The sequence below is a fragment of the Neobacillus sp. PVCKKU3 genome (genome assembly GCF_058323225.1).
On the sequence record NZ_JBLVQN010000004.1, the window covers coordinates 154425 to 181401 of the forward strand.

Here is a 26977-nt window from a genome sequence, read left to right on the forward strand (position 1 = left end):
GTGTAAAACCTAAAGAGGTCTTACACTTTTTTGTTTTTAAAAGTTTCCGCCTTAGGTGGACATTTGTCTTTTGGTGGCGTCTGACACCAAATAGACACGTTCAGGGCGGCCAACTGTTCCGTAGGCTAAATCGGCTTCGATTTTGTCCTCGGCGACAAGGTGTTCGAGGTAGCGGCGGGCGGTGGTACGGCTGACACCGATATCTTTGGCGACTCGTTCTGCGGTGAGACCGCCCTCTGCTCGTCCGAGTACTTCCATTACCTTATCTAAGGTAAGCGGGTCGATGCCCTTTGGAAGGTAAGGCTTGTCCCCCGCTCCTGCGGCCCCCTCAACATCCTTGCGCAACAGCTGGTCGACCTGTTGCTGGGTGACGTGCGGATTATCTTGTCCCAATTGAACAAGCTTTCTATGAAACTCTTGATACCGCAGCAATGATTGCTTAAAACGCTCAAATACAACTGGTTTAATGATGTAATCAAAGACACCTATACTAATTGCCTCTTGAACTTTATCAATCTCTTTTGTGGCCGTAATCATAATGACGTCCATTTGCTTTGCCTGCTGTTTTGTTTCCTTCAGCAAATCTAGTCCGTTCATATCCGGAAAATAAACATCCAACAGAAGCAGGTCCGGTTGCAAAATCTCGATTAACGTTTTTGCTTCCAGATAACTAGCCGCAATTCCCACCGTTTGAAAGCCTTCGAGTTGTTCCAAAAACCTCTTTTGGATTTCCGCCACACGTAAATCATCCTCAACAATTAACACTTCAATATCTCGGTTCACCTTCATGCAAACTCCCCCTGCGTTTTGGAATCGCCACTGTAAAAATCGTTCCTTCTCCCTTGGCCGATGAAAACGTCACGTATCCCCCTAATTCGTGAATTTCCTTTTGAACGAGACTAAGACCGATTCCGGAATTGGTTCCAGAATTCTTTGTTGAAAAACCTTCTTTAAAAATCTGATCAGTCAACTCGGCGTCAATCCCTGCGCCGTTATCTTCTACTTCGATAATCAATTCCCTGCCAAGGTCTGTTAAAAACAAGGAAACGATTTTTTCCACCTTGTCATTTGCCCTCACAGCTTCAAAAGCATTGTTGACGAGATTGCCAATAATCGTGACTAGTGAATCCCGGCTGATGTCACCAGGAAGATCCCTAAAACTGCTTTCACTATCAATCGTAAACTGAATTTTCAGCTCGCTAGCCAGGCTGACTTTCCCTAGAATAAATCCGGCAATAATCGGATCAGGTATTTCCTTCATTAAAAATCGAATGAACGATTGGGTAACATCCACTTCTCTCGATATGAAATCGATTGCCTCTTTATAGGAACCTAACTGAATCAACCCCAGCAATGTATAAAGACGATTGGAATACTCATGTGTCTGAGCGCGCAGCCCTTCCGCATAAGCCTTGACATGAGATAATTCCTGAAGCAGGTGCGCCAATTCAGATTTATTCCGCAAACTCGCTACAGCCCCGATAACGGTACCTTTGTTATTAAAAATTGGCACTCGGTTTGCTAAAAAGATTTCCCCAAAAATCATGAATTCCCTGTCATATTCGGCCTGACCGGTCCTGACTACATCGAGCAAATGCGTATTTTCCAGCACTTCTTCAATCCTTGTCCCACGTAGAACGGTATCGCAAGGGACCTGTAAAATTTTATGCGCTGTTTCGTTGACAACCGTTATTCTTCCATTCGTATCAATGGCAATTATTCCTTCATGAATGGATTCAAGGATCGCATGCTTTTCCTGATACATCCAGGCAATCTCCTCTGGCTCAAGCCCCAAAAGTGCCTTTTTAATATTAAACGAGATTAATATAGCAGCCAGAAGACCGCCTAATAAAATAATCATGATGGCCCAAAAGACCTTCTTCTGAATTCGCGCCACTTCTTTTTTAATATCTGTCTGCAGGTACCCTACAGAAACGACGCCGGCAACCTGTCCACCAATAAAAATTGGAGCTTTTCCTCGTAAAGAAGGTCCAAGTGTCCCAACTGATTCCGATATAATTGATTCTCCATTAAAAACACGGTCATTATCTCCACCAACCATTTTTTTGCCTAAACGATTGGGGTTAGGGTGTGAATAACGGACCTCTTCTCGATTTCCGATAACAATAAATTCCGCACCCACCTGTTTGCGTATTTTTTCCGCAATGGGCTGAATAATTAAAGCGGGGTCCTCCGCACTAAACGCCTTTTGTATTTCCGGCATGTTCGCAATCGATTGTGCAACGGATAACGCCTTCGTTCCAATCTCATGCTTCAAATTCGTTTCCATGATATTTTTAAACGTAAATTCTATGATGGTCCCCATTATAATAATAACTATAGAGATTCCCAGCATCAGTTTTGTATGTAAACGCACGCAAACACCTCTATCTTAATAATATATTAAAAAAACTCCTTTAAAAAGGAGTTTTTTGTAATCTTCAGATTTATCCCTCAACATTAATGATAACCTCTTTGCCCCTGCGCTTCATCATGAATGGCACGACGAGCCATAATAGGGTGATTAATAGAAAAATTAATGAAATTGGGCGGGAAAGAAATACCGTATAATCACCATTCGAAATGGTCAATGCTCTTCTAAGGTTATTCTCAACCATTGGGCCTAAAACAAGTCCAAGAACAAGTGGAGCAATCGGATAATCATTTTTGCTTAAAAAGTAACCAAGAACACCGGAGGCTAATAACAAAAGTAAATCGTAAGTCGATACTTGGACTGCATAAACACCGAAAATCGAAATGGCAATAATCATTGGAATCAAGTACTTCTTTGGTGTCTCGATAATTTTTGCAAATACTTTTACTAGAGGCAGATTTAAGATTAATAGCATAAAATTTCCGATAAACATACTGGCAATCAAGCCCCACGCCACTTGTGGATGGTCTTCAAATAATAATGGACCCGGTTGGACATTGTACATCATCAGGGCCCCCATCAAGATAGCAGTAGTCCCAGAACCCGGAATACCTAGTGTTAATAAAGGGATCATCGCTCCGCCTGATGCAGCGTTATTAGCGGATTCAGGAGCAGCAACTCCAGCAATCGTACCTGTTCCAAATTTTTCAGGTTTCTTTGAAATCTTTTTTTCTAGCAGATAAGAGAAGAACGATGCGAGTGTTGCTCCTGCCCCCGGTAGAATACCGACGAAAAAGCCGAGTAGTGATCCGCGGACAATTGGAGCTGCAGACTCCTTGAATTCCTCCTTGGACGGCAGCATATTGTTGATTTTGGCAATTTCTCCGTCATCCTCTTCTTTTTCAAGGATGGTTTTGAACACCTCACCAAGTGCAAATAAACCGACCGCGAGTGTCAAAAACTCAATTCCCTGGTATAACCATGGGATCTCGAAGGTAAACCGGGCAATCCCCGAAACATTGTCAATTCCAATCGTTCCTAGCAAAAGACCGCAAACCGTCATAATCAACGCTTTCGTTACCGATTTTCCAGCTAATCCGCTGACCGCCCCAAGCCCAAGAAGCATAAGTGAAAAATATTCTGCTGGACCAAATTTAAGAGCAACGTTTGATAATGGCTTTGCTAATAAAATAAGTGCGATAATTGTAACAATCCCGGCAAAGAACGAGCCGATTGCCGCAATCGAAAGGGCGCTCCCCGCTCTCCCTTTTTTCGCCATTTGATAACCGTCCAGGGTCGTCACAACGGAGGACGATTCTCCCGGTGTATTTAATAGAATCGAAGTTGTCGAACCCCCATACATCGCCCCGTAGTAGACACCAGCAAGAAGAATGATGGCGCTGGTCGCTGCCTGCTCCGGTGGAAGTCCGCCGGTTATCGATGCTGTTACCGGAATCAGGAGCGCGACACCGCTCATAGGTCCAATTCCCGGAAGCACCCCAACCGCGGTACCGATTAAAACCCCGACAAAAGCAAAGATGATATTATACCAGATAAGTGCTGTTCCAAAACCTTGTAATAAATAATCAAGTATACCCATGTCCGTACTCCCCTTTCTAAAAAGCTGACATTTCCTTAAATGCAGAAGGTCTTTTGCTACAAACCTACGAGAACCAAATTGGCCAGCCTGGCAGTGTCCCTTTTAAAACCTCCACGAATAAAAAGTAAACAAGTCCAGAAAATGCTGCTGATATGATAAGCGAATTGATCCATTTTGAACGTTCCATCGTTTGAAAGCAGACAAATAAAAATAAGAATGTAGTGATTACATAACCAATGGATTCCAACGTTAAAATATAAAGCAAAGTCGCAATAAAAATAATGATAAATGGTTTGTATTCTAATTTTTCTTTATTTTCCTGCTTATTTTTGTTTTGGAACGTCTCAAAAAACAAGCGAATACTTAACAACACTAGTGCGTTTCCAAGGACGAGCGGGAAAATATCCGGCCCGACCACGCTTCCGTAAGATGAACTGGCAATATGCCGGCTGCCGATGATAAACAATACGCCTACTGCAAGAAACAGGACTGACGCAATACGGTCGAATTTCAATTCCATTGGAAGTCCTCCTTTTTGAAAAAATAAGGGAAGGAGAAAAGCAACTCCTTCCCGCCTTTATTACTTCTGCATGCCTAATGCTGATAATAATTCTTTGACTTGCTTATCCTGATCTCCTAAGAATTTTTGGAAGTCAGCGCTGTTTTTGTATTCCAATTCCCAGCCTTGTGTTTCAACTTCTTTTTTCCATTCAGGTGACTGGACCAGCTTGTCGATGGTCTTTTCCCAATAAGTTTTAGCTTCTTTAGACATTTTTTCCGGTCCAAACACTCCGCGCCAAATCGTGAACTCGGCATCTACACCCTGTTCCTTAGCTGTTGGAACGTCTTTGAAATCGCCGCCTAAACGTTCAGTTGAAGTAATCGCCAATACGCGAACCTTGCCTGCTTTTAAAAATTCTTTTACGCTCGAAGCATCTGTGCCGATCACGTCTGCGTTACCGCCAAGCAATGCGGTAATTGCCTCACCGCCGCCATCATAGGAAACGTACTTGATTTTGGTTGGATCCACTCCGTATTTAAAGGCCGGAAGAATAGAAATCAAGTGGTCCATAGAGCCAGGTGCGGAACCGCCGGCAAATGTTAGTTTAGTAGGATCTTTCTTCACTTCATCTAATACTGACTTTAAATCTTTGAATTTTGAATCAGCTTTTACAACGATTGCTCCATAATCCTTTGTCAGCTGTGCCAATGGTGTAGTGTTTTTATAACCATATGGGCTGTTACCTTCTTTTTTCAGATTGTTAATAATGATTGGCGGTGAGTTGACAAACAGCATGTCATTGTTTGTTGCTTGCTGTGTGGCGTATTCCGCCATAAACACGGCACCGCCGCCGCCCGGCTTGTTTTCAACCGTTAACGGCTGCTCCACCAATTTGGTTTCGCTTAAGATTTTTGTGAAGGAGCGTGCTGTTAAATCCCAGCCGCCGCCTGCCCCGGATGGTGCCACAACGGTAATGGCTTTTGTTGGATAGCCTGTCCCTTCTTCTTTTTTGGCTGCTGGACTTGAAGTTTCTTTGCTGGCACCGCTGCTACATGCAGCAAGGCTTAACGCCAATGCTCCCGCAGTCACCACTGTTGAAAATTTTTTGAAACTAAACATCTTTTTAATTCCCCCTTGTAAACGTTTACCTAATTCTACAAAAAATTTAGAATATTGAAAGTTTATATACTTAAACAGCATTAAAACCTTATTAATCATTTTGTTCATTTTGTTCACAATGAGGCGTGGGGACGGTTCTCGTGCCTCGAAATTTCGTTAAGCGGACCTCTTGAGACCATTCATCCGGTCCAACTAAGCAAAAAAAAAAGCTAGGGCCTCTGCCCTAACCTCTATGATTATTTAAAATATCTCATCGAAATACGTTGATTTTTATTCGCATCATGTAGTTTTTCTATATAATCATCCTGTACTGCCTCTTTTAAACTTTTTGTTCGTTTTGTAATGGTGACGGTTAAAAACAAAATATTTAGAGTCATAATTTGCCCACCTTTCTTTCACTTTTTAAAATGACCAGTCGGTTTATTTAGTCTCTAAAAAAATAACCTTCAAAATAGACTGTAAAGTCTATTTTGATTTTATTATATATTTATGCTGAATTCAATGATTTTGCGCTGAAATTTTTGAAAAAACCACATGTGGATGAAGTTTGTTCCACATGCGGTTCTCGTCAGGCTAAGCCTTAATTTTTCTTAAAAACATTTCCTTCATCTCGTTAATCACATCATTACATGGAAACTCGGGATAGATCGTTTGAATCATTGCCCCATCAATCATCGACCAAAACACATTGGCATAAATGTCTGGCTTCAGGTCCTTCTTTATCTCACCTGATTGCTGACCCTCTTTTATGATTTGTGAAAAAAGCTGGATAAAATACTCATGTCTTCGCTGGTTCAATTTTTCCAATAATTCTGGGTGACGAGAGGCATGAAGTTTAAATTCATCGTGGACAACAATATTGCCGATATCCTCTCGATCCTTTGGTGATAAATACATATCAAATAGATGTATTATTTTATCTATGGAATTGGTGCATTTCCCCAATTCGGCGGTTAGTTTTTCATACGTAGCCTCTGTACTCGCCTTCATCAATTCCAGAAAAATTTCATCTTTGCTTTTGAAATAATTATAGATGGCCCCTTTGCTAATTCCGGAATGCTGCACAATGTCGTCAACGGTAGCAACTAGGAATCCTTTCTGAGCAAAGCAGACAAAAGCGCTATCCAATATCTCTTTACGCTTTTTTTCTTTATAGGAATCGGATACAATTGGCGGCATGGCTGTTCCCCCTTTTGCTGAACGAAAAAATATTATGACCAGTCGGTTTATTTTAATTATAGTTTTAATCACCATAAATTATCAATGACTTCATCATTTTTCTACATATAATTTATTTGGCAATTCTTTATACGCCAGTTTCAAAATGATTTCTCTATGCTGAGGATATTTTTGTAATAGCTCGTCCTGTGTAAACAATTCAAAATCCTGAAAATCAAAGCCAGGTGAAACCATGCAGCCTACAAGCGAGCATGTTTCTTTCTCCATTACTGATGAACCGAAAATAGCATTTTTGGGGACAAGCGCTTGCGGAACTTCGCCATTGTTAAAATTCAATCCAAGCCTAATTTCCTCATATTCTCCATTTTCATGAATGATATGAATAGTCAAAGAGCTTCCACCATGAAAATACCATAATTCGTCTGACTTCAACCGATGAAAATGGGAAACGTCATTAGACGTCAATACAAAATAAATACTTGTATACAGCTTTCGTTTTCCATTATAATTCACAGCTAACTCTTGGTCAGATATTTGCTCGGAAGATTCAAAAGTTCGTTTATAATAACCGCCTTCGGGATGAGGCTCTAGTCCTAAATTTGTCACCAAAGATTCCAGCATTTGAATATCCATATATTTATACTCCTCTTCATATATAACTATTTAAAAATAATTTTTATTTTTGGTTTTAGATCACGCTTTTTGGAATATTACGTATAAATAGAATAGTAAGATAAATTTTCCTCCGAAAGTATTTTTTTAAATGTTAATTTGTCTATTGAGAAAAGTCAAATCTATGAATCAGCTTCTAGGAGAATATGAAAAATTTGTATAAATTTGATACAAAATAACGATGGACTATTTTTAAAAGCCTGCTATAATGCAATATATAAATATATTACACACGTAAAGGTGGGCATTATGGGGAACACTTGTAGATATGTTGTCAATGCTCTTGGTAAGGGTGGGGAAACATATTATACACAATGCAGAGATAAGCAAGAATTGAAAAAGTGGATTACTGATAATCAAGAAAAATTAGTTATGAATGAACTGCAAATCACAGATAAAAACCAAAATCCATTACTAAAATTATTTGGAATAAAAAAGTTTTTTTAACAAAAAGACGCCATTCTGATGCAATGGCGTCTTTTCATTTTATTAACAGAATTTCAGAGTGATTGATTTAGTGAAATAGCGTTTCAGGCAGATTTACCCCACTTCCAACATTTCAACGTTAGTAAATTTGTGTTTTTGGATGTAGATGAGCCTGATGGCTAAGGCGATTCCTGCGGCAAGGAGACCGATGGTGAGGCCGATCCAGTAACCCCTTGCCCCTAATCCGGTATAGTGTGCCAATACGTATCCAGCAGGCAAACAGATGAGCCAGTAGGCAACTAATGTCATCATAAAGGCCAAATTCACATCTTTATAGCCTCTTAACGCTGCCTGGGCTGTTGCTTGGATGGCATCGGAAATTTGAAAAAACAGGGCGAAAATTAAGAAGTTTGCCGTCAAACTTATAACCGCCGCCTCATTCGAGTAAAACCCTGCGACCTTGTAGCGAAAAGCCACCACAAATAATCCTGTCACAAGCGCGATCATCACCGCCAAAACAATACCTAGCCAGCTATAGACCTTGGCATCCTTATAGCGGCGGGCACCCACTTCATATCCGACTAGGACGGTCTGGGCCATTGAAATGCTGATAGGTATCATGTACAGGAACGACACGATGTTCAAAGCCGATTGATAGGCAGCAACAGTTGTTACATTAAACTTACTGATTAAAATAGTAACGACTGCAAACATGCTTGTTTCAAAAAACGTCGACAACCCCATCGGCACTCCAATTTGTAAAATCTCTCTGCACTTCGTCCACGAAAATTGCTTCATATTGCTAAATACGGGGTACGTAGAGAACGGTTCTTGTTTTAACACAATCAAAACCGTAAAAGCTAAAATCACCCAATAGGTAATCGATGTAGCATAGCCTGCACCTGCACCACCTAACTCAGGAAAGCCCCATTTGCCAAAAATAAGCACATAGTTTAAGAGAAAATTTACAGGCAGGGATGAAATCATGATCACCATAACAACACGGGTTTTTCCCAAAGCATAAATAAACGAGCGTAATACATTAAAAATAAAAAGCGGCAAAATCCCATAACTAAGCCCGATAAGATAGTTAAAAGCTGTATCCTGCACTCCTCTTGGAAGATTCATCGTTACTAAAAGCGGTGCCAATAAAAAGAAACCAAAAACAATGATAACCAATGTTAAAATGATGGAAAGATACACACCATGCTTAACCACGGCTGCAATTTCATGGCTCTTTTTTTCGCCAAAATATTGTGCAGCAATCGGCGATACTGCCAGGAGAATGCCGCTCAAGCCTGTAAAAATCGGATTCCAAATTGAAGAACCAATCGCGACACCGGCCAGGTCGGTTGAATGATATTTTCCCGACATGATCGTATTGAAAAACACCATGGAAAACATCCCAAGCTGGGTGATTAAAATTGGAACTAACAGAACGAAGATTTGTTTTATTTTATCCTTTAAGGTGATAGCCTGATTCATGGGTAGTAAACTCCTTAAAAATACATTCAAAAAATAATTATACTAAATATTTGTTCCATTTTCCTCTATTATTTTCGTTTCTGTGGTCACAATATCCGCTGGGAATTAAACAATAAGCTCGCAAAAATTAAAAGCAGGAGCCATAGCCCCTGCTTAATTCACGAACAACCTGTTCTGTTAATTAACCTTTTCAGCCTTGGCCTGGCTGGTAGGTACCGTGGCCGTGATGATATCCGTGGCCTGGATAATAGCCGCCGTGGCCGTGGTGATACCCTTGGCCCGGATAATACCCGCCGTGGCCGTGGTGATACCCATGGCCTGGATAATAGCCGCCGTGGCCGTGATGATACCCATGTCCCGGATAAAAACCGCCCTGGCCGTGATGATAGCCCATTCCCGGATAACCAGGATAACCCATGCCTGGGTGCGCACCTGGATATCCCATTCCCGGATGACCAGGTGGTGCATAACCTCCGCCTGGTAAACCAATTGTTAATTGTCTATCCATTCTTTATCTCCTCCTCAAAATGGTTACAAATTAGTATATGTGTCCAAATTGAATGAGGGATAGGCTTATTGCCCAATTACTCCAAGCTTATACAATTGCCTCTTCACTTGGCCTGTTCACTTCGCGCCGATTTTCCTTGATCATCATTCCGCCGAGTAAGCCAATCAGGGCGAATGCGGCAGGAATAATAAACCCATAGTGGTACCCCACACTTGCACCGAATGAATGAAAATGGTCTAATACCTTACCAAAAATGCTCGGTAAAAGTACCGCGCTGATAAACCCCCCTGTGTTCGCAAATCCTGTGACTACGCCAACCTCCTTAATAGGGAAAGACTGACGGACGACCGCAAAGGTTAATGTACTGCCGCCATTTCCGTAACCTATTAAAAAGAAAAGCATATATAGGAGGAAAACAGGCGGATTTCCACCGAAAAGCAGAATGACAGTCCAGCTTAGAAAAATAACAACATGAACCAGGACATATGGTCTTTTGAGTGAATCAATCCGTGCTGAAAACCAGCTTGTTACAGGCGCACCGATGATGGCGCCAATCAAGCCAATCATAACCAGCTGGCTGGCAGCGGATCTTGTCATGTCATATACATGCATTCCGTATGGTACAGCCCATGAACCAATAAATCCAACATATGTCCCTACCGCTCCAAAATGACAGAAAAAAGCTGCCCATGCCTGACGATTTGAAAAAATACGGCGCAGCATCACCAAGGTTTTTTCCTGCCTCGGCTGTTTTTTAAGATAAGACTTTTGCGGCTTGGTTTGGTTTAGGCCCATTTGATTTGGCTTCATGACCAAAACGTAATATAAAAGAATTCCAGTAAGGCAGAGAATAATACCCGTTGTCAAAAAAGGCGGTCTCCAGCCAAAGGTGGCAATTAATGCAGAGAAGGGAACTGTCGCCAATAAAAATCCTAAGCTTCCGGCCATTCCTGCTAAGCCAAGCAATTTTACAAATTCATTGGCTCTAAACCACCTGCTTAAAATCAACACCAAATTGACCCAAATGGCGGCATCCCCTATTCCTACCAGCAATCTTGCAGCAAAAAGGATGGCTTCATTCGAGGCAGTACTATAAATAATTGTCCCAAGCCCCGTTAGGAGGGTTCCGCCAATAAGAAAATAATTTGGACCCAAACGGTCAGATAAAATCCCAATCGGAATTTGCAGTCCAGCATACGCCAAAAACTGTATACTTGCCAACAAACCGATCGTGGCTGCTGGTAAATGGAATTCCTTCATTAATTGATCCGAAATTAATCCAGGTGCTGTTCTTTGACTTACAATGATAAAATATGTAAACAACACTGCCGTAAAAACTATCCATCTATACTTGCTGTTTCGTTTTTCCAATGTTTCATACCCCAGTTGTATTGATTATTTCCCTTATTATACTCCATATTTCCCTAGATGAATTCCCTAATTTCCGATGGAGGCGGTTACATATAAAAAAATTTCAGTTCTCGAAATAATTGTTATTTGTGATTCCCGTCACCCCGTTCCTTCATCCATTTTTACTAAAATAAAACTACAGGGGAAGGTGATAAAATTGGAAAAAAGAATATCTAATTTTTCTATTTTTGAGAATTACCATGATAGGCAGGTCGTTTTAAACTACTATGAGGACGAAGATTTTTTATGGAAAAGAGATGGGTTTCATTTTGATAAAATACAATTTTTAAATGGAGTGCTTTTATTTACAAAAAAAGATGGAAGAACCTTTTCCATTTCCATTAAGGATTATGAAACTGTATCACTAAATACTGATTTTCAAAACTACTTCATGTTACGCAAGGGCTGTGACCGTATGGAAATGTATTTTCCAAATTGAACCGTCGAGAAAGGTTATTTTTCTCGGCAATTTTTTTATTTGGTCTCAATCTAGATTGAAAGTCTCTGCAACTAGGCCTGTTGATTTCCTCTCCGGGCACTCGCTTTCCGCGGGGAGGTCCTGAAGCCTCCTCGGCGCTTTGGCGCCTGCGGGGTCTCCAGTGACCTCTATATCCCGCAGGAGTCGAGTGCCCTCCGCTCCAATCAACAGGGAGACAAATTAATCTAAATTATTGCCACACACTTTTTCGAACCTTGCTAAGTGTATCGCCTTTATGAGGGACTTTTCATTCACATATCCCTTTGATTTTGTCCTTCATCGGCTTTATGAAGGACATATCACTCTCAGATTCCTTCAATTTTGTCCTTCATCAACTCTGGTAAGAAAATACTTGTTTCATCTTGTAAAATTGAAGTTTTAATTTAATGAACCTGTTGATTGGCGCGGAAGGCACGAAGACTCCTGCGGGAGTACGGGGCAGGGGAGACCCCGCAGGAGCTTTAGCGACGGGGAGGCTCCCCGGCACGCCCGCGGAAAGCGAAGTGCCTGGAGCGCCAATCAACAGACTTGTTGAAAAGACTGATATTAATAATATAATATCAAATTAACGCGGTTAATCATTAAAAATATGAGTAAAATAAAAGGCTGTCGATAGTTTCTCGACAGCCTGGGGGACCAATAAAGGTCCCTGTTTTTATTGTTTCGTTATTTTTGAAGGATTATTAATTTTATATAAGACTGGCACTTCGACAGTGAACTCCTCCGCCGCGTCCTTCCCTTTTGCAAGTTTTTTTGCGGCCACCTTCCCATCGAATTCGAGCATATCCCCAGGGGCAAGCTCAAACTTTTTCAATGTTTTGCTGTGGCTGCACCAGGCTAGACCAAGTTCGAGAGGGTTTTCCTGGACGATTTGGACATTTTCAAGGACAACGACTTCATCGTTTTCCTCATTAAAAGCATTGTAAGTCAGGGCAAACTGCTTCACAGTGGCTGTAAAATGCACTTTATCTGCAGGCAGATCTATTTTAGGCGCCTTTTCCTTTTTAGGTTTAGCCTCTTTCACTTTTGCCGGTTTGGCCGGCTCGGCTTGGGTGTTGATTTCCTTTGTTTCTGCTTTACTTTCCAGGTCGATTTTTGCAGATTCCTCCTCACTAACTGTGGTATCTGCTTCCTCTACCTTCATATCCCAATCCTCAAGCTTAAGCATGCTTTCCTTCCCGAAACTTGCCTGCTGCATTTCCTTTAAATAAGCCGGGTGAATACAGCTAAGGGTTCCATCTGAAAATTCTATTACAAGGGTGTAGTTTTGATTTCCGTACATTTCATAGCCTTTTATGCTTACCAGGCATTGAAATCCTCTGTCCTTATACCAAAATTCTTTTTTTGCTGCTGACAACCCCCATTCCTTCAACTTCCCTTTAAAATCCTCTTCGCTTTGAAAGCTCTCATATTCTCCCATTGGCGGTATGTATTGGGTTGACTTCTTTTTCGTCAATTGAGACTGCTGTGCTGCCAAATATTGCACATCCTTCCATTATTAATTTGTATTTTATTATAGCATGTTCTTCCTGACTGGCCTAAAAACAGCGATAGTGATGATGGGTTTATTTTTTGAAAAATACTTAGTGCAACGAAGATTTTTGGATGTATAATAGCTTTGTATATTTAAAGATGAACGGTGGAGACAGATGCGTAATTATAATGAAAAAGTCAGCATTTATCATGGAATGGTGTCGACAGTTGCGACAAACTTGGCAAGCAATTATTTTCCCATCTTTGCCATTTCCATCCTTGGTGCAAGCAATTATCAGGTCGGATTAATCAGTTCTCTACCGCCACTTGTCGCCCTCATTATGACCATACCTGCTGCCGTTATCTTAAATCGGTTGGAAGAGCAAAAGAAAACCGTTGCCTTGTCGGTTCTTTGGGCAAGGGTATTGTTTTTATTGCTCATTGGTGTAGTTTATTTGCAGTCATCCATGCAGTCATGGACCTTTTTATTGATTATTGCCTTAATGAATGTTCCTGGTACCATTTCAAACGTAGGCTGGCAGACATTAATCAGCGGGATGATTTCCGAAGAACGAAGAGGTACATTTTTCAGCGACCGTAACCGGCTTTTAACGTTGGTAGGAATGATAACAACACTGATTATCGGAATTGTCATGAAGAAAGAAACAGATAACGCGGCTGCATACCAGACCTTATTTTTTATGGCCTTTGCCTTTGGTGTACTGGAAGTTGTTTTTTTGATGAAGCATAAGGAAACGATACAGCCTAAACAGGTGAAGGAACCGAAGAATTCTTCAATGGATTGGTCAATTTTTAAGGACCGCGGCTATAAATGGTTTCTGATCGCTGCCCTTTGTTTTAATTTCACTTGGCAAATGGCTTGGGGTCTATTCAATATTTATAACGTAACATATGCTCATGCCACGATTCTGTGGATTAGTATTTTCTCTGTTGCGAATCAGCTAGTACAAATTTTTTCCTATCCGCTCTGGAAAAAATGGGCGGATCAAAAATCCAATACATTAATGCTCGTGTGGGTGGCAGCTGGAATGGCTACTGCGCCTTTCTTAAATGCTCTATCTACGAACCTTTATTATTTAACGTTTGTCAGCATGACTTCGGGATTCTTTGTTTCAGGGACCGTTCTGCTGTTGTTTAACCTATTGCTAGAGCAATCACCGAAGGAAAAGAGAACCTATTGCATCACCACCTACAACGTTCTCCTCTCCTTCGTCGCCTTCATCGCACCGCAAATCGGCATCTGGCTGCTCGAAATCGGCGGAATCATCACCGCCCTAAACATCAGCACCGTATTTAGATTCATGAGCGCCCTCGTCTTTCTGCTCATGTACATGAAATCCTTAAAGCAGTCATTGAGGGTATCACAATGAAGGTGTCAATAAAGGCGTCAATAAAGGTGTCAAGCGCCGCGCGTGGACATTGTCCACCTTAGAGGGACACATAAAATGAAAAATGTTAAAAAAGTTAGGGTTACTGTCCTAACTTTTTTTGTTTTTAATGCTAGTCAAAGAAGAATATTTTTAGTGTCACAAAGCGGGATTATTCATAATGTAAACGTAGGCTGATATCTGATTTCGGGGGGGGAAAATATGATTCGTATCAATAATCAGGTTGTTAAGGCTGAGGAGCTTTATAAACTCATCACCGACCAAGAACAGCGGAAGATAATAAAACAAATGACTGCTTATGAAGAGGTTTATTCGTATCAAACCGTGGAGCAGCTTAAATTCGAACTGACTTTTCGGTCCAATACGATGAGAGCTGCCCGCGAACTGAATAAGAGCGGAGCAATATTTACAACCTTTACCTATGCAATCTGCAATAAAAAATATTGGGACCGGCTCGGCAACGGAGGGTTCCTACTGAAGCCAGGGGCAAGTCCTTCGACTGCTATTCTAGACATCTTAAAAAACGGAAAGCTATATGCTTTTGAGTGTTCCACTGCTATAGCCATTGTTTTATATATTGCTACCCTTTATTCAATTGGCAGAACGCGGTTTGATTTGCTGTTTGAACGCCTATATTTAATGGACTGGCAATTTGATGAGGATTTGCCGATCTACCAAAAATTCGGTGATGATTATTTACCAGGAGATGCTCTTCATTTCAACAATCCAGATTTCAGTCCAAAGGAACCACATTGGAGAGCGGAAAATGTCATCTATTTTGGCGGCGATCAATACTATGGCCACGGAATCGGTATCCGAAACGCCAAAGTTATTATAGACTTCCTAAACAAAAAACGAAAACCCAGCCCCAACCACTCAGCCTACCTGATGAACATGATCTCTCGCCCAAATTATTCATATTTTCTAACATATCAGTAATGGTTTCAGGCACCGCGTGTGGACATTTGTCCACTTACGGTGCCTGACCATGACATCAAGATTATTATTTATTAAAAGTTAATATAGGCATCTTGTGGTTTGATATCTTTATTGATGATTTTGGTATCCTTTAGCCATTTAGCAGCATGTTCCCAGACTACAGAATCCTGGTAGCCGAATGGTTTATCTCCTGCATCCATCAACGGCAGCAGAATTTCGAGGCTCTTCGTCTCGATGTCCTTTTCCAGTGGCGATGATTTGTCTTCATGCTTTAATAGAATGGACAGCCCCTCTTCTGGATGGTCCGCAACATATTTTTGTCCATCTCTTATGGCAGCCATAAACTTCTTAAATACTTCAGGTTTTTCCTTTAACCCTTTTTCACTTCCTACCAGCACCAATTCATAATAGTCTGGTACACCATAATCTGCTGGATTTAACGTACGCATTGGGTGTCCCTCTTTATCAAGCAATAATTTCTCATGATTGATATAACCGCCAATCAAGGCATCGGTTTTTTTCGTAGCCATCGCCGGAATCAAGTCCCAGCCGACATCGACCATTTTTATCTTTCCAGCATCTCCGCCATCTGCCTTTACCATCGTTTGAATGATCGCCTCATCTAAGGGAATAGATGGATAGCCGATGGTCCGTCCAGCCAAATCCTTCGGTGATTGAATCGGGCTATCGGCTGCAACCATTAATTGGTTAAGCGGATGTCTAACGAGAGCAGCGAATGACCGGACAGGAATATCCTCTCCACGTGCTACTAATACCTGCGGCTGGTAACTGATCGCCATGTCAAATTTACCAGCGGCCACAAGTTTTAAAGGATCGTTCGTGTCTGCAGGCATTTGAATGTCGACATCCAGTCCTTGTTTTTTAAAATAGCCCTTTTCCTGTGCTGCAAAAAGAATCGAGTGAACGGCATTCGGATACCAGTCAAGCATCAAGCTGACTTTCTGGAGGCCCTCCTCTTTAACGGGGGACTTATCGGCCCCTGCCTTCCCGCATGCGCTAACTAACAGAAGCAGCATACTCACCATAACCAATAAACTTTTTTTCACCATAATAACTTCCTTTCAGCAAATTAACGAATCTTATTTTTTATTAACTTTTTTTCTAGTAAGCTTATCAACAAAAACAATACAATTCCCATTAAAGAAAGCAGAAAAATAGCTGCAAAGACTGAATCTGACTGGAGATTTGAAGACATCCTCCGGCTAAAATAGCCCAGCCCTTCACTTGCCCCCAGCCACTCTCCGATAGTGGCGCCGACGACACAATAAACCACCGCCATCTTCAAACCGGACATGATGGATGGCAAGGCCATCGGAACCTGCACCTTTTTAAAAATTGTCCAGCGTCCGGCCCCCATTGTTAACAGTAATTCACGATATTCGCTTCCGCCCGCTTTCAACCCGTCATAAGTACTCACAACGATTGGGAAAAAAGCTACCAATATTGTCACAGCAACCTTGCTCCATATCGTGTAGCCGAACCACATGATAAAAATCGGCGAAATGGCAATCATCGGGATCGTTTGAGAGATGATTAGAAAAGGATAAAGCACTTTTTCTAATATCCTAGAAAAATGCATACTAACTCCTAAAAGCAGCCCTCCTATAAGCGAAAGTCCAAAGCCAATCAAAACCTCTAAGAATGTCGCCGGTAAATGCTCGCCCAAAAGAATCTCACGATTATTCACAAGTGACTCGCCGATTGCCGTAGGTGCAGGCAATATAAATGAAGGCACCATTCCAGCTTCAACTACCCACTGCCAAATACTGATTAAACAAATGGCCGTCAGCAAAAACAAACCGTATTCTCCGGCCCATCTTTTCCATTTACTCCTCATGTTGTATCAGCCGCTCCAATTCTTTACGCATCGAAATAAACTCTGGTTGATAAATAGATTCTGAATTTCGTGGTCTTGGCAGGTTGACCTTGTATTCCAGGACTCCTCTATTTTGAAGGAGAAGAATTCTATCGCTTAATAGAATTGCCTCCTCGAGATCATGCGTGATGAACAGGACGGTCTTTTGAAGCTCACCCCATAGCCCCAATAACCAGCTATGCATGGTTCGTTTCGTTAACGAATCCAGCGCCCCAAACGGTTCATCCAACAATAAAAGTTCCCTGCCTGTCATAATGGTCCGTAAAAAGGCGACACGCTGTTTCATTCCCCCTGATAATTCATCTGGATAAGCATTCTCATATTCCTTAAGGCCAAAACGGGATAACCAAGCACGGATTTCGTGTGACTTTTCCCGCTTGTCCTCCTTCGCGATTTCTGAGGGCAACAGCACGTTTTCCATTACCGTCCGCCAAGGGAGCAGTAAATCTTTTTGCGGCATATAGCCAACTTTTCCTAGTCTGCCTGAGGATAGATTCCCAGCAATTTGTATTTTTCCCTGGCCCGGTTTAAGCAGTCCGGTAATTAATTTAAAAAGTGTACTTTTCCCTGACCCACTTGGGCCAATAAGAGAAACAAACTCCCCCGCCTTTAAATCGAGCGAAAGTTGTTGAAAAATCGGCTGCATATCCCTATCAAACGTATATGTTAAATCTTCGATGTGTAACATATTTGAATTAGACAGGCCAATCTCCTCCCTCATAGACCATGTCCCAGAACATATACTCAAACCTGGATGTGGTGAGAAAATGCTCTTCTAAAACCGCCAATTCTCTCTCTGGTTTTCCTTCCGTTAATTGATCTAACAAATCGATTAGCCAGAGAGCCAGCGACCCAAATTCATCAGAAGAGTACATTTTCACCCAGTCGCCGTATAATAGATGATCGCTAGAGTTTTGATAGTTTTCTGCTAGCATTTTACCGATTTCCCAATAGCTCCACATACATGGCAGCAGACTTGATATTAATTCCTCCAAAGAACCATTTTGAGCCACATTTAACATGTAGCGGGTGTAAGCTAAATTAATCGGAGTAGCTTCGGTGCCTTCAAGATCCTGTTCCGAAATTCCAAACCGTTTCGCATACTCGCGGTGAAGGTCCATTTCACCATGTAAGGTTTCATCTAAAAGCTTTGCAAAAGCTGCCATGGTCTCAACATCTCTCGCCTTCACAGTTCCAAACGCAAACAACTTTGAATAGTCAATAAGAAACACGTAGTCCTGCTTCATATAGCGGATAAAAGATTCGACTGGAAGATCGCCACGTCCCAACCCGACTACGAATGGATGCTTATGTGTTTTCTCCCAAATTCCCTTAACTTTTTCAAAAAGCCGATCAGAAAATTTCATTGGCTTTACTCCCCCTTTCGTGTGTTGCACCAGACAGCAATAAATTGAGCTAACACTTTTGTAAAGTCTAACAATTGCTGAATCTCGACCTTCTCATTAACAGCATGGGCATCCTCTAGTTTTCCCGGCCCAAAAATAACTGTCGGAATTCCTGCACGGCCAAGCCAGCCTGCATCTGTTACCGTCGTTGACATATCGAGTACAGGCTTTTTCATAAGCGTTTTTTCAAAGGCGCTTGCCAGCATTCGGGTTCCTGAATGGTCCACATCAAGCTCCAAGGAAGGAAATATTTCACCACGATCGATTATCATGGATTTACCGCCCCAAACAAATTCCGGTGGATTGTCACGAAGCCATGGATCCGCAGCTGCCACTGCACCAATATGCTGCTCAATCTCCTTTATAATCTCTTCGTAATCTTCATCTGGGTAGAAATGAACGGTAACCCACAAGGCGCAGCGGTCGGCAACAAACGCAGCATGCCTTCCGCCCTCGATTACAGCAGGATTAATTGTATTCATACCTGGTGGAAAACCTTCGTAACTTTTTGTCACAGCCCAGTGGCGTTCAAGGTCTTGAAGGCCTTCGATGATTTTCGTCATTTTTTCAATCGCACTGGCACCATTGATGCCTCCGCCGGCATGAATCAGCCTTCTCCTCATCCCATCATGATAGGTTTCTTTGCTTTGAATCGTTATCCAGCCGGTTATGACGCCGCCCTGCCCTTGAATATGTAAATTGCTTGTGTCAACTACCACTGCATAGTCAGCAGAATAGCCCCTTTCCAAACAAGCAAGCGTTCCTGCCTCGCCAACTTCTTCTCCAATAACAGACTGAAATTGCAAATCTCCTTTAAGCGGAACCCCAAGCTCTTTTAAAAGTTTTATAGCAATGAGGGATGCGGCAATACCGCCTTTCATGTCGGCAACACCGCGTCCATATATATAAGAATCCTTGATTCTGGCAGAAAACGGGGCCGCCCCCCATTCCTTCTCGTCGCCAACCTCAGCAACATCCACATGTCCATTGACAATTAAGCTGCTATATTGCTCAGAGGATTCACCCTTTAAAATTCCAACCACATTCGAATCCCCAGGATATACTTCCCACATATCGGTTTGAAATCCCATCTCTCCTAAATAGCTTTTAAGAAACTCCTGGATTCCCGTTGTATTCCGGGCCGGAGGACTTTCAGTCGGAAACGCAATTAGGTCGCTCAAAAGTTTAAGCAGTTCGGCTTCCCTAGCTTCCACTTCTTGTCCGATCGTTTCTATTAAATTTTCCAGACCAACCATTCCTAAAGCCTCCTAAATTTATTCTAGGTTTTAAAAAAATAACACCCACTCTTTATAGCAAAGGTAAGAGTGGGTTCTGATCGTTCCACTTCCCTCCGCTGGAATCATCCAGTTCAGGTTCAAAGGGTTCGGAGCTGTGCCCATCTCAAGCCTTTTAGGCTTCCCCCAGTGAAGGTTCTATTTAGTTACTGTGATATTTTTCTCGCCAAGCCGCACTTTCTTCCTTAAGAAAATCGTTAAAATCACAAATCCAAGCAGTGCTCCGGCAAAGGAACTGAAAATAAATAATGGGATAAACCCGAATAGAGTTGCTTTCTGCCCGAGGATTAGGGTTGCAATAGGATAGGAAAGCAATGCTCCAAGAATTCCCGTCCCAATAACTTCTCCTATAACAGCAAAGTAGATTTTTCTAGTTTTCCAAAATAATAGTCCGGCTAGAAATGCCCCGACCATACTTCCAGGAAACGCAAAAAGCGAACCTGTGCCCATCATATTCCGAAGCAGGGAGACACAAAAGGCCTGGGCCACGGCATAATAAGGGCCCAACAGAACCGCGGAAAGAACGTTTAAAAAATGCTGCATTGGAAAAACCTTTGTAAAGCCAATCGGAATCACGACCAAATTACTTGAAAGAGTCCCCATCGCAATCATCATAGCAGTTAACGTAAGCTTATACGTTTTTTTCATGATCTCTTCACTCCCCTACACTTTTTCGCAAAACCTTCGCAGCTAAGTGCGGTGAATCGGCAAGGCTGATGGCGGTAATAACGGAAACACCATCCGCACCGGCTTTAACGACAGTTGCCGCATTTTCACTTGTAATTCCGCCAATTCCAACAATCGGTACAGCAATTCCTTGACTTCGCAGTTCCTCGATCAGTGCAGTCCCTCTTGATGGCTTTGCATCGGCCTTCGTTTTTGTTGGATAAACCGGTCCAATTCCGAAATAATCGGCACCAGCGCTAAGTGCTGCTTCGGCCTCCTCCGGCGTATGAACGGATACTCCAAGAATTTTATTATCGCCAATTTGATTTCTGACTGTTTCAGCCGGTTCATCTTCCTGACCAATATGAACCCCATCTGCGTCAAGCGCGATTGCCAGTTCAAGATCATCATTAACGATAAACGGAATTCTGTGTTCTTTGCATAGGCTTTGCAGTTTTTTCGCAAGAGCATATTTTTCTTCCCCGATTAAAGCCCCTTCGCCTTTTTCCCGAAATTGAAAAAAGGTAATTCCTCCGGCGATGGCTTCTTTCAATACCTCAACCGGGTCCTTCCTGCAATTGGCTGTTCCCATAATAAAATATACTTTCAAGGCTTCCCGTAAGTTTATCATGATTGGACCATCTCCATGATTCTTTTCCGGTAAGCCCCATGGTTTGTCGGCCCATGTCCCTGTCCAATCGAAATCCCATCTTCAATTGCAGCCTGAATAAAATCCTTCGCCTTGATGACCGCTTGATATACATCTGCTCCCTTAGCCAGTTCAGCAGTAATCGCTGCTGAAAAAGTGCAGCCAGTGCCGTGTGTGTTCTTGGTCGGAATTCGCTTACTCGTAAAAGTATAGAATTCTTTTCCATCGAAGAGGAGATCTGTTGATTCTGAAGGGTTTTCATCATGGCCGCCTTTCAGCACAACGTTTTGCACCCCTAAGGCATGTAATTTTTTTGCTGCCTCCTGCTTATCTTCTGCTGTACGTATAGACATCCCGGTTAGGACCTCAGCCTCTGGAATATTCGGGGTAACCACTTTGGCAAGCGGCATTAAAAATTTCTGCATCGCAGAAATTGCTTCAATTTGCAGCAAGGAAGCCCCGCCTTTTGCGATCATTACAGGATCCACAACAACATTATCCCAATGATATTTTGTAAGATTAGCAGATACAGCTTCAATAATTTCCGCATTAAATAACATACCCGTTTTCACCGCATCGGTCCCCATGTCCTCACCGATGGCTTTCATCTGTTCGATAACCGCTTCTGCTGTCATTGGATAAACTCCATGGACACCTAATGTATTTTGCGCTGTAACAGCGGTTAATGCGGACATGCCAAAAACCTCTAACTCCTGAAACGTTTTTAGGTCCGCCTGAATTCCGGCTCCACCGCCTGAATCGGAACCTGCAATCGTTAACGCCTTTTTCATTATTGCCCTCCTCCTGTTAATTTCTTTATGGAAGAATAAAGATTGATGTCATCTGCAGCAACCTTCGAAAGCTGGTTCAAAAATTCGATTTGAAAGCTTCCTGGGCCTGATTCCACCGTTAGTTCCGCCGCCTTTTCTGCGGCTATTCCGTATATCGAGACTGCAGCAACAGCTGCCTGCAGTAAATCCTTCTCCACCCCGGTAAATGCACCAATAACTGAGGTTAATAGACAACCAGTACCTGTCACTTTTGTTAACAATGGATGTCCATTAGCCACAACATAAGTGGTACTCCCATTCGTAACGACATCTTCCTTCCCTGTAATGACGACGATACAGTTTAATTTTTCTGCAGCAGTCATGGCGAGATCGGTAATATTACCATTTGTGCTTCCCGCATCGACACCTTTGATTTCCCATTTCTCTCCAACGACATTGGCAATTTCAGCGGCGTTCCCTCGAATTATGGATACTCTTAGTTCCCTCATGATCCTTTGCGCTGTTTCCGTCCGATAAGGGGTTGACCCTGCACCCACCGGGTCAAAAATAACCGGAATACCTTGTTCATTGGCCGCCTTCCCTGCCAAAATCATCGAATCTACCGTTTGTGAATTTAAAGTGCCAATATTTAAAACTAGTGAACTGGCGATCCGTGCCATATCTGCGGCTTCCTCAGCAGCATTGGCCATTACCGGTGATGCCCCAAGAGCCAAAAGTCCATTCGCAGTAAAATTGGTTACCACTACATTCGTAATATTATGTACAAGCGGTTTTACTTCTCTTACTTTTTGCAACGTTTCAAACAAGTTGTTTTTAAGCAAATCCTTCTCCTCCTTTTAAAAAATAAAAAAAACCAGGCCCTCATAAAGGACCTGGTTAAGTTAAGTAAGAAACCGTAAAAATTAAACATGGTCTACTTTCCTACGCTGGTATTATCCAGTTCAGGTCCGAAGGGTTAAAAACTAGCCGTTTTCTCTCAGCCCGCTAACAGGGCACCCCTAGTAGTTACATCAAATATGAAATTATCATCAGAATAAACCTAAGAATCTTTTTTGTAAAGAAAAATATCTTAAAAATACTTTTGTTTAACCCGCTTCTAAAAACTCCGAAATACTCGATTTCCGAAATTTGTACTTATTAGCTCTCTTTCGCAAGCTCCATCAATTCTTTAAGATCATTTGTAAAACCCTTTACCGCACGATTATTCACTACTGTAACAGGAACACCGAGGAAACCGTATTTTTCCACTTCCTTTTGATACTCAGGATTTTCTGCCACATTTCTTGTCTCAAAAGGAATTCCTTCTTCAGTCAGGACTTTCTTAACCATTGTGCATTCGATACAGTCGTTGGTGGTATAAACAATTACTTGTTTGCTCAAGATAAACTTCTCCCCTGTCCGATTATGTCTAACATACACAATATTCATTTTACCTACAAAAAGCAATTTAAATGATTATATGCCAAATGATTTATATAAAGGCAAACAGTGGGAATACAGCTTCATGTCGGGTCATGTCGTTTTGTACATCACTCTACCGACCTCACAACTCGAGAAATGTCACTTCATGCGCTTTCCCAAGGAATAAACACAATAATTTCCCATCACAAAACAGCCTATTCAACCAAAAACCACGAAAAAACAAAAAAATAACCGTCAAAAAATGACGGTTTAAACGATTGCGCACCCATTATTTTACAATTCATTCGCCTTAGGTGGACAATTTGCCAAAATGTCTTTTTGTGGTGTCTGACACCCATTTTCTTTTCATAAACCTTTCGAGCAATTTAGGAAGAATTTTTTTTCGCCTTGTTACGAGTGTTGTTACTATTGCTTTTTTTTCGTCTTTTGTGACGCCCCATTCTTCCGGGATAAGCTCAACAATTTCTTCTATTAATAAAATAGGGATTGTTTGAATGATTTCGAGGTGCTCATAAAATATTTTTTCATCCTCGATATAAGCCGACATCAATTCATGTGTGGCACTTTTTAATAAATCGGCAGGGAGATTATCTACATCCTCCTGGGTCCAATTATAGGAACCAAAAACCTCTGCCTGGTCGATCATCCACAGCTTATACGCTCCTGAACCTGAGGCAACTTCTTGAAAAAGAACATTCATACGAGTCCGATCACGATTAAACAGCCAATAATCAAATGCAATAATACCCGCTAATGACTGGTGGTTATCAATAGAAGAAATTTTTGAAACCTTGTGGCCATCCAGACAATCGGGAATAAACAAAGATGCAAATTGGTATTGGGTGTGTCCCATCTCGGCAAGTTCAGGCACCTGTAACGAGAATTCCTCCGGAATTTCTACGATTCTGCCAAATGGAATCGGCAATCCTAGATATCGCCCAAGGCAGTAGGCGACCCATTCATTGGGCAAAGATCTTTCAAAACCTTGCTGAAAGAATTTCACCACATACTCCCTGCCATCATCAAACGTGATTAGATGTGCATTCGATTTTCCTTGTAATTTTTTCTGATAAGAAACAGGTTTAATCAAGTCGCCTCCACCTCCCCATCTCCATTCCTCTCCAATTGAATGAATGATTTTAATAAGTGAACGTATTGATCCGCGACCACTTGAATGGCAAAATTCTCTTCCACCCGACGAACTGCAGCTTCCGACATTTTTCGATGCATGTCGGGATTATCTACAATCTCATAGATTTGCTTGACTGCATCGTCGACGTTTTGGCCCCGATAAAGCAAGCCTGTCTCACCATTTACCACCAGTTCGTTAATTGGCATGATGTTCGAAGCCACAACAGGAACTCCGCACACCATCGATTCAATAAAAGTATTCCCGAACGATTCCGACTTCGTTGTCGCTAGAGTGCAGCCGCCCGATTCGCGAATTTTGGCATAGACATGCGGCATCTGCTGGTACGGAATAACGGGAAACCATTTCACAATGTCAGTTAGTTCCCCGTCATTCCAAGCGGCAGCAAATTCTTCCCGCTGGACGCTTTGTGCACCGCCAATGAGCCAGAATTCTATATCATCACGTTCATGTTTTATTTTCTCGGCGACCTCCAATAGCATTGGCCAATTCTTCCGCCTATCAGTACGGCCTATCCAGCCGACAATTTTTTTACCATGCTGGTTAAGAGGCTGGCTTGCAAAATCGATTTCCTCCACAGGCAATGCCCGAAAAAAAGACGTATCGACTCCGTTGTATATAACGTGAATAGGGATATCCTCTGTAAGAATGGAAACTAGCCTTTTCTGATAGTGGGAGGGAACAATGATTAGTTTGGGCTCGATTCCTTTGAAGGTTTTCAGGTGCGGCATCAGTTTGATAAGCTCGGGGGTTCTAGCCTCTATTAATATAGGACCTTTGTATTTCGCTTTTCGAATCCACTTGTAGGCAGCACCGGTGTCGACTACGATGATGGCGTCATATCCATTTTCTTTGATAATGTTAATTATCTCCTTGTCGTCCTTCGTTAAATAAACTTTAGCCACATCCTGCATAATATGAAGGCCGCCGTGGTCCGTCGTATAGAGGAATTCGGTTTCAATTCCGTGTTTTTTAAAATAAATGGCTCGATTTCGCCAGCCGGCATTTACTCCTCCTACAGTGAGCAAGCGCCAGATGACTAATATCTTCATGTTCGCTTCACCTCTCTTTTTAATAGGTTTGTAGATTACCTTTTGTGTCTTTTTTTATCTTTTTCATGCTTGTGACGCTTACGATCTTTATCACGATGACCTTTACTGTGGTGACGATCTTTTTTTCGGTCATCATAACTGTATCCTTCATATCGGCGGGAGCGTTTATCCTTATTTTTCTTGCTGCTCTCTTTCATTGAGTAATTCTTCTCAAAACTTTGTTCACGTTTATCCCAGTACTCATCAATCTTTTCCATAACTACTTCTGGGTCAGTACCACGGGCCAGCATGGTTTTGATCCATTCTTCCTTAAAAACCTTGTACATTAACCCTTCAAGCTGTAATACGTATTTTTTTTCGTTGTCTACGATTAAATTCTTTTCACTTAATTTTTTTAAAGTGTTTTTGTCGGTTTCCTGCTTGAGTATGATTTCATAAATATGACGTGAAAGTTCTTCCATTCGGATGAAGTTCTGCCATTCCTCATATAAGTCAGGCGATAATGCTTGTACATGGGATAAAAATACTTCCTTATACTCTTTCCCTAAGGAGTTAATTAATTTTCGAGGATAAGGGTAAACACGGTCGCGCCATACGGTCCTCGCGACATCAATCACCTTTAAGCTCCCGTCCTCCTGCAAATAGATTTGCCGTTTATGATGATCTATCCGTTCATAACCTATTTTTTTAAAAGTGATAAGCATGTCTATTAGTTTTGCAGAGAGTTCCTCCGTTAATGGCTGTGATTGCAAATATTCCCGCAAATCAACCCCTTTGATAATCTCCATTGCAATGTAAAGCTTCCCTTTCGCATATACTCGCGGTAAAAGGGTAGTCTTTTGGCCAAGCGATAAAGCATAATACTCCCGTTCACAATCCTCTTCATTTCCAAACACCTTAACGCAAATGTTATTAGTATAGTTAAAAACTGCTCCCTGCCGGCCTTTCCCAATCATCGTCAGCCGCGTATTATTCACAACCTCCACATCTGCATTAGGTACATTTTGGACGCTAATCCTGCTCAATATATTTTCGAGACGCTTAATATTCATTTATTTCCTCCCTCCTGTATTTT

At 41.9% G+C, this 26977-nt stretch carries 29 protein-coding genes and 2 riboswitches; of the genes, 4 read left to right on the top strand and 25 right to left on the bottom strand.

Features of this window, described 5'->3' with window-relative positions; genetic code table 11:
* Positions 1-51: 51 nt before the first annotated feature.
* The 8 genes from ACNQGS_RS04530 to ACNQGS_RS04565 all read right to left on the bottom strand — a co-directional run bounded on the left by ACNQGS_RS04530 (position 52) and on the right by ACNQGS_RS04565 (position 7407).
* Positions 52-789, bottom strand: a complete 738-nt coding sequence (locus tag ACNQGS_RS04530; RefSeq protein ID WP_491486311.1) for a response regulator — start codon at positions 787-789, stop codon at positions 52-54.
* Complete coding sequence (locus tag ACNQGS_RS04535) at positions 767-2377, bottom strand: ATP-binding protein (RefSeq protein WP_491486312.1); 1611 nt, start codon at positions 2375-2377, stop codon at positions 767-769. The genes ACNQGS_RS04530 and ACNQGS_RS04535 overlap by 23 nt, the downstream gene beginning before the upstream one ends.
* A gap of 70 nt (positions 2378-2447) precedes the next feature.
* The gene (locus ACNQGS_RS04540; protein ID WP_423802176.1) at positions 2448-3974 is read right to left on the bottom strand and encodes a tripartite tricarboxylate transporter permease; all 1527 of its coding nucleotides are present in this window, start codon (positions 3972-3974) and stop codon (positions 2448-2450) included.
* 64 nt (positions 3975-4038) lie between these two features.
* On the bottom strand, positions 4039-4494 hold the full coding sequence (locus ACNQGS_RS04545) for a tripartite tricarboxylate transporter TctB family protein (RefSeq protein WP_491486313.1): 456 nt from the start codon (positions 4492-4494) through the stop codon (positions 4039-4041).
* A gap of 60 nt (positions 4495-4554) precedes the next feature.
* Complete coding sequence (locus ACNQGS_RS04550; RefSeq protein WP_491486314.1) at positions 4555-5595, bottom strand: tripartite tricarboxylate transporter substrate binding protein; 1041 nt, start codon at positions 5593-5595, stop codon at positions 4555-4557.
* 236 nt (positions 5596-5831) lie between these two features.
* Positions 5832-5972: a YrzI family small protein gene (locus ACNQGS_RS04555; protein ID WP_423802173.1), complete on the bottom strand. Its 141-nt coding sequence runs from the start codon at positions 5970-5972 to the stop codon at positions 5832-5834.
* 196 nt (positions 5973-6168) lie between these two features.
* Entirely contained in the window at positions 6169-6774 is a 606-nt protein-coding gene (locus ACNQGS_RS04560; protein ID WP_491486315.1) for a TetR/AcrR family transcriptional regulator, read from the bottom strand.
* A gap of 93 nt (positions 6775-6867) precedes the next feature.
* Positions 6868-7407 (bottom strand): cupin domain-containing protein, encoded by a 540-nt coding sequence (locus ACNQGS_RS04565; protein ID WP_491486316.1) that lies wholly within the window; start codon positions 7405-7407, stop codon positions 6868-6870.
* A gap of 288 nt (positions 7408-7695) precedes the next feature.
* Here ACNQGS_RS04565 and ACNQGS_RS04570 point away from each other — a divergent pair, with 288 nt between their 5' ends.
* Positions 7696-7893 carry a hypothetical protein gene (locus ACNQGS_RS04570; RefSeq protein WP_213115843.1) on the top strand — a complete coding sequence of 66 codons (198 nt, stop codon included), beginning with the start codon at positions 7696-7698 and terminating at the stop codon, positions 7891-7893.
* A gap of 93 nt (positions 7894-7986) precedes the next feature.
* Here ACNQGS_RS04570 and ACNQGS_RS04575 read toward each other — a convergent pair whose 3' ends face one another.
* The 3 genes from ACNQGS_RS04575 to ACNQGS_RS04585 all read right to left on the bottom strand — a co-directional run bounded on the left by ACNQGS_RS04575 (position 7987) and on the right by ACNQGS_RS04585 (position 11236).
* Positions 7987-9357, bottom strand: coding sequence for an MATE family efflux transporter (locus ACNQGS_RS04575; RefSeq protein WP_491486317.1), 1371 nt, complete (start codon positions 9355-9357; stop codon positions 7987-7989).
* Positions 9358-9547: 190 nt separating this feature from the next.
* Positions 9548-9865: a hypothetical protein gene (locus ACNQGS_RS04580; RefSeq protein ID WP_491486318.1), complete on the bottom strand. Its 318-nt coding sequence runs from the start codon at positions 9863-9865 to the stop codon at positions 9548-9550.
* An 87-nt stretch (positions 9866-9952) separates the two neighbouring features.
* The gene (locus ACNQGS_RS04585; protein ID WP_491486319.1) at positions 9953-11236 is read right to left on the bottom strand and encodes an MFS transporter; all 1284 of its coding nucleotides are present in this window, start codon (positions 11234-11236) and stop codon (positions 9953-9955) included.
* Between the two features lie 196 nt (positions 11237-11432).
* On the opposite strand from ACNQGS_RS04585, the gene ACNQGS_RS04590 reads away from it, so the two are divergent.
* Positions 11433-11714, top strand: coding sequence for a hypothetical protein (locus ACNQGS_RS04590; RefSeq protein ID WP_213140248.1), 282 nt, complete (start codon positions 11433-11435; stop codon positions 11712-11714).
* A gap of 694 nt (positions 11715-12408) precedes the next feature.
* Here ACNQGS_RS04590 and ACNQGS_RS04595 read toward each other — a convergent pair.
* Positions 12409-13230: a hypothetical protein gene (locus ACNQGS_RS04595; RefSeq protein ID WP_491486320.1), complete on the bottom strand. Its 822-nt coding sequence runs from the start codon at positions 13228-13230 to the stop codon at positions 12409-12411.
* A gap of 172 nt (positions 13231-13402) precedes the next feature.
* On the opposite strand from ACNQGS_RS04595, the gene ACNQGS_RS04600 reads away from it, so the two are divergent.
* A complete protein-coding gene (locus ACNQGS_RS04600) occupies positions 13403-14617 on the top strand; it encodes an MFS transporter (protein ID WP_491486321.1) in 1215 nt (404 codons plus the stop codon).
* 219 nt (positions 14618-14836) lie between these two features.
* Positions 14837-15574, top strand: a complete 738-nt coding sequence (locus tag ACNQGS_RS04605; RefSeq protein ID WP_491486322.1) for a protein-glutamine gamma-glutamyltransferase — start codon at positions 14837-14839, stop codon at positions 15572-15574.
* Between the two features lie 71 nt (positions 15575-15645).
* Here ACNQGS_RS04605 and ACNQGS_RS04610 read toward each other — a convergent pair whose 3' ends face one another.
* The 13 genes from ACNQGS_RS04610 to ACNQGS_RS04670 all read right to left on the bottom strand — a co-directional run bounded on the left by ACNQGS_RS04610 (position 15646) and on the right by ACNQGS_RS04670 (position 26954).
* Entirely contained in the window at positions 15646-16644 is a 999-nt protein-coding gene (locus ACNQGS_RS04610) for an ABC transporter substrate-binding protein (protein ID WP_491486323.1), read from the bottom strand.
* Positions 16645-16664: 20 nt separating this feature from the next.
* Positions 16665-17432, bottom strand: coding sequence for an ABC transporter permease (locus ACNQGS_RS04615; RefSeq protein WP_491486324.1), 768 nt, complete (start codon positions 17430-17432; stop codon positions 16665-16667).
* On the bottom strand, positions 17422-18159 hold the full coding sequence (locus tag ACNQGS_RS04620; protein WP_491486325.1) for an ABC transporter ATP-binding protein: 738 nt from the start codon (positions 18157-18159) through the stop codon (positions 17422-17424). The genes ACNQGS_RS04615 and ACNQGS_RS04620 overlap by 11 nt, the downstream gene beginning before the upstream one ends.
* A gap of 7 nt (positions 18160-18166) precedes the next feature.
* Positions 18167-18838 carry a thiaminase II gene (gene tenA, locus ACNQGS_RS04625; protein WP_491486326.1) on the bottom strand — a complete coding sequence of 224 codons (672 nt, stop codon included), beginning with the start codon at positions 18836-18838 and terminating at the stop codon, positions 18167-18169.
* Positions 18839-18843: 5 nt separating this feature from the next.
* Positions 18844-20133 carry an acetylornithine deacetylase gene (locus ACNQGS_RS04630; protein ID WP_491486327.1) on the bottom strand — a complete coding sequence of 430 codons (1290 nt, stop codon included), beginning with the start codon at positions 20131-20133 and terminating at the stop codon, positions 18844-18846.
* A 73-nt stretch (positions 20134-20206) separates the two neighbouring features.
* Positions 20207-20310, bottom strand: a riboswitch (TPP riboswitch).
* A complete protein-coding gene (gene thiW, locus ACNQGS_RS04635; RefSeq protein ID WP_213140254.1) occupies positions 20311-20820 on the bottom strand; it encodes an energy coupling factor transporter S component ThiW in 510 nt (169 codons plus the stop codon).
* 7 nt (positions 20821-20827) lie between these two features.
* Complete coding sequence (thiE, locus tag ACNQGS_RS04640; protein ID WP_491486328.1) at positions 20828-21469, bottom strand: thiamine phosphate synthase; 642 nt, start codon at positions 21467-21469, stop codon at positions 20828-20830.
* The gene (gene thiD, locus ACNQGS_RS04645) at positions 21466-22278 is read right to left on the bottom strand and encodes a bifunctional hydroxymethylpyrimidine kinase/phosphomethylpyrimidine kinase (RefSeq protein ID WP_491486329.1); all 813 of its coding nucleotides are present in this window, start codon (positions 22276-22278) and stop codon (positions 21466-21468) included. Before thiD ends, thiE begins: the two co-directional genes overlap by 4 nt.
* Positions 22278-23099 carry a hydroxyethylthiazole kinase gene (gene thiM / locus ACNQGS_RS04650; RefSeq protein WP_491486330.1) on the bottom strand — a complete coding sequence of 274 codons (822 nt, stop codon included), beginning with the start codon at positions 23097-23099 and terminating at the stop codon, positions 22278-22280. The genes thiD and thiM overlap by 1 nt, the downstream gene beginning before the upstream one ends.
* An 80-nt stretch (positions 23100-23179) precedes the next feature.
* Positions 23180-23288: riboswitch (TPP riboswitch) on the bottom strand.
* A gap of 127 nt (positions 23289-23415) precedes the next feature.
* Entirely contained in the window at positions 23416-23658 is a 243-nt protein-coding gene (locus ACNQGS_RS04655; protein ID WP_213140258.1) for a glutaredoxin family protein, read from the bottom strand.
* Positions 23659-23989: 331 nt separating this feature from the next.
* A complete protein-coding gene (locus ACNQGS_RS04660) occupies positions 23990-24790 on the bottom strand; it encodes a HipA family kinase (RefSeq protein WP_491486331.1) in 801 nt (266 codons plus the stop codon).
* A complete protein-coding gene (locus ACNQGS_RS04665; protein WP_491486332.1) occupies positions 24787-25902 on the bottom strand; it encodes a glycosyltransferase family 4 protein in 1116 nt (371 codons plus the stop codon). Before ACNQGS_RS04665 ends, ACNQGS_RS04660 begins: the two co-directional genes overlap by 4 nt.
* 35 nt (positions 25903-25937) lie before the next feature.
* Positions 25938-26954: an RIO2 family protein gene (locus ACNQGS_RS04670; RefSeq protein WP_491486333.1), complete on the bottom strand. Its 1017-nt coding sequence runs from the start codon at positions 26952-26954 to the stop codon at positions 25938-25940.
* Positions 26955-26977: the final 23 nt, after the last annotated feature.

Excerpts from the sequence above, each read along its gene's own strand:
- ACNQGS_RS04530 (WP_491486311.1), bottom strand. The coding sequence starts at position 789 with ATGAAGGTGAACCGAGATATTGAAGTGTTAATTGTTGAGGATGATTTA.
- ACNQGS_RS04540 (WP_423802176.1), bottom strand. The coding sequence starts at position 3,974 with ATGGGTATACTTGATTATTTATTACAAGGTTTTGGAACAGCACTTATC.
- ACNQGS_RS04545 (WP_491486313.1), bottom strand. The coding sequence starts at position 4,494 with ATGGAATTGAAATTCGACCGTATTGCGTCAGTCCTGTTTCTTGCAGTA.
- ACNQGS_RS04550 (WP_491486314.1), bottom strand. The coding sequence starts at position 5,595 with ATGTTTAGTTTCAAAAAATTTTCAACAGTGGTGACTGCGGGAGCATTG.
- ACNQGS_RS04555 (WP_423802173.1), bottom strand. The coding sequence starts at position 5,972 with ATGACTCTAAATATTTTGTTTTTAACCGTCACCATTACAAAACGAACA.
- ACNQGS_RS04560 (WP_491486315.1), bottom strand. The coding sequence starts at position 6,774 with ATGCCGCCAATTGTATCCGATTCCTATAAAGAAAAAAAGCGTAAAGAG.
- ACNQGS_RS04565 (WP_491486316.1), bottom strand. The coding sequence starts at position 7,407 with ATGGATATTCAAATGCTGGAATCTTTGGTGACAAATTTAGGACTAGAG.
- ACNQGS_RS04570 (WP_213115843.1), top strand. The coding sequence starts at position 7,696 with ATGGGGAACACTTGTAGATATGTTGTCAATGCTCTTGGTAAGGGTGGG.
- ACNQGS_RS04575 (WP_491486317.1), bottom strand. The coding sequence starts at position 9,357 with ATGAATCAGGCTATCACCTTAAAGGATAAAATAAAACAAATCTTCGTT.
- ACNQGS_RS04580 (WP_491486318.1), bottom strand. The coding sequence starts at position 9,865 with ATGGATAGACAATTAACAATTGGTTTACCAGGCGGAGGTTATGCACCA.
- ACNQGS_RS04600 (WP_491486321.1), top strand. The coding sequence starts at position 13,403 with ATGCGTAATTATAATGAAAAAGTCAGCATTTATCATGGAATGGTGTCG.
- ACNQGS_RS04605 (WP_491486322.1), top strand. The coding sequence starts at position 14,837 with ATGATTCGTATCAATAATCAGGTTGTTAAGGCTGAGGAGCTTTATAAA.
- ACNQGS_RS04610 (WP_491486323.1), bottom strand. The coding sequence starts at position 16,644 with ATGGTGAAAAAAAGTTTATTGGTTATGGTGAGTATGCTGCTTCTGTTA.
- ACNQGS_RS04615 (WP_491486324.1), bottom strand. The coding sequence starts at position 17,432 with ATGAGGAGTAAATGGAAAAGATGGGCCGGAGAATACGGTTTGTTTTTG.
- ACNQGS_RS04620 (WP_491486325.1), bottom strand. The coding sequence starts at position 18,159 with ATGTTACACATCGAAGATTTAACATATACGTTTGATAGGGATATGCAG.
- tenA (WP_491486326.1), bottom strand. The coding sequence starts at position 18,838 with ATGAAATTTTCTGATCGGCTTTTTGAAAAAGTTAAGGGAATTTGGGAG.
- ACNQGS_RS04630 (WP_491486327.1), bottom strand. The coding sequence starts at position 20,133 with ATGGTTGGTCTGGAAAATTTAATAGAAACGATCGGACAAGAAGTGGAA.
- thiW (WP_213140254.1), bottom strand. The coding sequence starts at position 20,820 with ATGAAAAAAACGTATAAGCTTACGTTAACTGCTATGATGATTGCGATG.
- thiE (WP_491486328.1), bottom strand. The coding sequence starts at position 21,469 with ATGATAAACTTACGGGAAGCCTTGAAAGTATATTTTATTATGGGAACA.
- thiD (WP_491486329.1), bottom strand. The coding sequence starts at position 22,278 with ATGAAAAAGGCGTTAACGATTGCAGGTTCCGATTCAGGCGGTGGAGCC.
- ACNQGS_RS04665 (WP_491486332.1), bottom strand. The coding sequence starts at position 25,902 with ATGAAGATATTAGTCATCTGGCGCTTGCTCACTGTAGGAGGAGTAAAT.
- ACNQGS_RS04670 (WP_491486333.1), bottom strand. The coding sequence starts at position 26,954 with ATGAATATTAAGCGTCTCGAAAATATATTGAGCAGGATTAGCGTCCAA.